Below are 3182 nucleotides of genomic sequence, written 5' to 3' on the forward strand. Positions count from 1 at the left end.
GTGAAGGCCACCGTGGCCAGCCGCCAGCGGCGCTACTACGAGCCGGTGCTCGACATGGTCCCCGGCGTGCAGTGCCAGGTGGATCCGGGCGAGCTGCGCGAGGTGATGATCGGCGGCGAGCCGCGCACGGTCTACTTCGTGGTGTTCGTGCTTTCCTACTCGCGGCTGTCCTACGTCGGCGTCAGCCTGGCGCCGCTGAACACCACGACCCTGATTCGCCTGCACGACGAGGCCTTCCGCTACTTCGGTGGCCTGCCCGAGGAGTGCGTCTACGACCAGACCAAGATGGTGGTGATCAGCGAGCAGTTCCGCGAGCTGGAGGTCAACCAGCGCTTCCAGGAGTACGCCGCCACCGCCGGCTTCCGCATCCACGCCTGCTGCGGCTATGACCCGGAAAGCAAGGGCAAGGTCGAGGCCGGGGTGAAGTACGCCAAGCAGGATGCGTTCTATGGCGAGACCTTCCGCGACGAGGCCGAGCTGCGGCGCCATGTGCAGCAGTGGCTCGACGAGGTGGCCAATGTGCGCACCCACGGCACCACCGGCCGGCAGCCGAGGGCGCACTTCGCGGCCGAGGAGAGGGCTCATCTGCGCCCCTACCTGACGCCGGCCTGCGTGGGCCGCGATGCCGACGGCCTGGCCCCGCGCCAGGTCGACAAGACTGGGCTGATCGCCTGGAAGGCCAACAAGTACTCGGTGCCGATGGCTTACCAGCAGGGCCGCGTGGGCGCCCGGGAGCAGGACGGGACGCTGGAGATCCACGACCTGGAGAACGGCGAGGTGATTGCCACTCACGCCCTGCACCTGGGCAAGGGCCACACCTCGCGCAACGAGAGCCACTACCGCGATCATCGCCAGCGGGAAGCCGACTTGGAGCAGGCCATCGCCCAGTGCCTCGGCGAGACGCTGGGCCGGCAGCTCTGCGCCCGCCTGCGCGAGAGCATGCCGCGCCACTACAAGGACCAGCTACGCGGCGCCAAGCAGCTGCTGGAGGGCGAGGCCGAGCTGGACCTGGCACTGATCGGTGACTGGGTCACCCGCGAGCGCCTCACCGCCGGTGGGCTCAAGCAGCGCCTGGCGGCCGCTCGGCTGGCCAAGGCACGCGGGCGGGATCGCGATGACGACGCCCCGGCCAGCGCCGGTACGCCGCCCCCGGACCTGACCCCGTACGCCCGACTTGGCCGCTCCAGCGGCCAGCAGGAGGTGACCCATGGGGCAGCTTGAGCTGACCGCCGGTCGCTACCGCAGCCTGCGCCTCGGCGCCATCGCCGGCGATCTCACCGACCTGCTGGCCCAGGCCGAGGCCAACGAGGTCTCCTACCTGGCCTTCGCCGACATGCTGGTCGAGCACGAGCGGCAGACCCGCGAGGCCAAGCGCATCGACCTCTACCGACGCCAGGCCGGCTCCCCCACTGTCAAGCTAGTTGGAGTCTCAGCGGCTGTTAGAATCTAAACCTTGGAGGGGCGAGACGAGGTTCCGATGAAGTACTCCGACGAGCGCCGGGAAGCCATCCTCAAGAAGTTGCTCCCGCCGCATAACCGCACCGTGGCGGAGGTGGCCGAGGAAGAAGGTATCTCAGCGGCCACGCTGTACAACTGGCGGAAGAAGGCTCGGCAAGCCGGTCGTCTGTTGCCTGACCAGGCGGATGACCCGGAAGGCTGGAGCTCGCGTGACAAATTCCATGCCGTGCTCGAAACAGCCGCGCTGAGCGAAGCCGAGCTGGCGGAGTACTGTCGGCAACGTGGCCTTTACCCGGAGCAGATCCAGCGCTGGCGAGCCAGCTGCGAAGGCGCCAACGACCGGAGTGACCAAGCAGCGCGGCAACAGAGCGAAGCCCGCAAGGCCGAGCGCCAGGAGAACCGAGAGCTCAAGCGCGAGCTCCGACGCAAGGAGGCAGCCCTCGCGGAGACCGCGGCGCTGTTGGCGCTAAGAAAAAAAGCCCGGGCGATCTGGGGGGACGAGGACGAATGATCAGCACCTCAGATCGTCAACAGGCTGTCCAGCTGATCGATGAGGCCCGCACCGAGGGTGCACGGCTTCACACCGCCTGTGCCGAGCTGGGCATTGGAGCCAACACCTACCGCCGCTGGGGGCGTGGTGACGAGGATCGCCGACCGGAAGCCGAACGCCCTGTGCCGCGTCATGCCCTGTCGCCGGAGGAGCGTCAGCAGGTGCTGGAGATTTGTCATCGCCCCGAGTTTGCCAGCCTGCCGCCGGGACAGATCGTGCCGCGCCTGTTGGACGAGGAAGGCCGCTATGTGGCCTCCGAGTCCAGCTTTTACCGCATCCTGCGGGATCACGGTGAACAGCACCATCGCGGCCGCGCTCGCAGCCCACGTCCGAAAGGGGATCCCCAGCGTCATCGGGTTACCCAGCCCAATGCTTGCTGGACGTGGGACGTGACCTATTTGCCGAGCCTGGTACGAGGCCAGTTCTACTACCTGTACATGATCGTCGACGTATTCAGCCGCAAGATCATCACCGCTGAGGTCTTCGAGCAGGAGTCGATGGCCAACAGCAGCACCGTGATCCAGCGAGCCGTGCTGCGCGAAGGCTGCGTCAACCAGCCCTTGGTGCTACACGCCGATAATGGGGCGGCGATGAAGGGCTCGACGCTGCAGGCGACGCTCCAGCGGCTGAATATCACGCCATCGTACAGCCGCCCTCAGGTCTCCAATGACAACGCCATCTCGGAGTCGCTGTTCCGCACCTGCAAGTACCGACCAGACTACCCGGTTGATGGTTATGCCGACTTGTCGGCGGCGCAGCGGTGGGTGGTCGGCTTCGTGCAGTGGTACAACCACGAGCACCGCCACAGCGCCATCCGCTTCGTGACACCGGCGGAGCGGCATAAGGGTCAGGATGTCGCCGTCTTGGCCAAGCGAGATGCCATCTATGCCGAGGCGAAGCGGAAGCATCCGGGCCGGTGGAGCGGCTCCACTCGCAACTGGACGCCTCGCAAGACGGCCTGGCTTAATCCAGACCTGGATGATCCGGTGTACCAACTGGATCAGCAGTTAGAAGCGGCATGACCGCGTCTTCCAACTACCTTGACAGGCACCGGGCTTCCCCAGCGACAAGCGGCTGGAGGGGTTCGACTACCGGCACCAGACCACCATCACCAAGCGCCAGGTCAGCGCCCTGCTCGACTTCGCCTTCCTCGACAACCGCGAGAATCTGGTGT

At 66.5% G+C, this 3182-nt stretch carries 2 protein-coding genes and 1 pseudogene; all 3 read left to right on the plus strand.

Annotation, left to right across the window (positions count from 1 at the left end; all coding sequences use genetic code 11):
* Positions 1-1221, plus strand: a 1221-nt coding sequence (gene istA, locus HOP52_RS19415) for an IS21 family transposase (protein WP_338072538.1), incomplete at its 5' end; no start/stop codon positions are given.
* Positions 1208-1450 carry an ATP-binding protein gene (locus tag HOP52_RS19420; protein WP_238979182.1) on the plus strand — a complete coding sequence of 81 codons (243 nt, stop codon included), beginning with the start codon at positions 1208-1210 and terminating at the stop codon, positions 1448-1450. The genes istA and HOP52_RS19420, both read left to right, overlap by 14 nt.
* Positions 1451-1477: 27 nt before the next feature.
* Positions 1478-3030: pseudogene (locus tag HOP52_RS19425) on the plus strand (IS3 family transposase).
* Positions 3031-3182: the final 152 nt, after the last annotated feature.

This window comes from Billgrantia campisalis (assembly GCF_022341425.1).
Classification (GTDB): Bacteria; Pseudomonadota; Gammaproteobacteria; order Pseudomonadales; family Halomonadaceae; genus Halomonas; species Halomonas campisalis.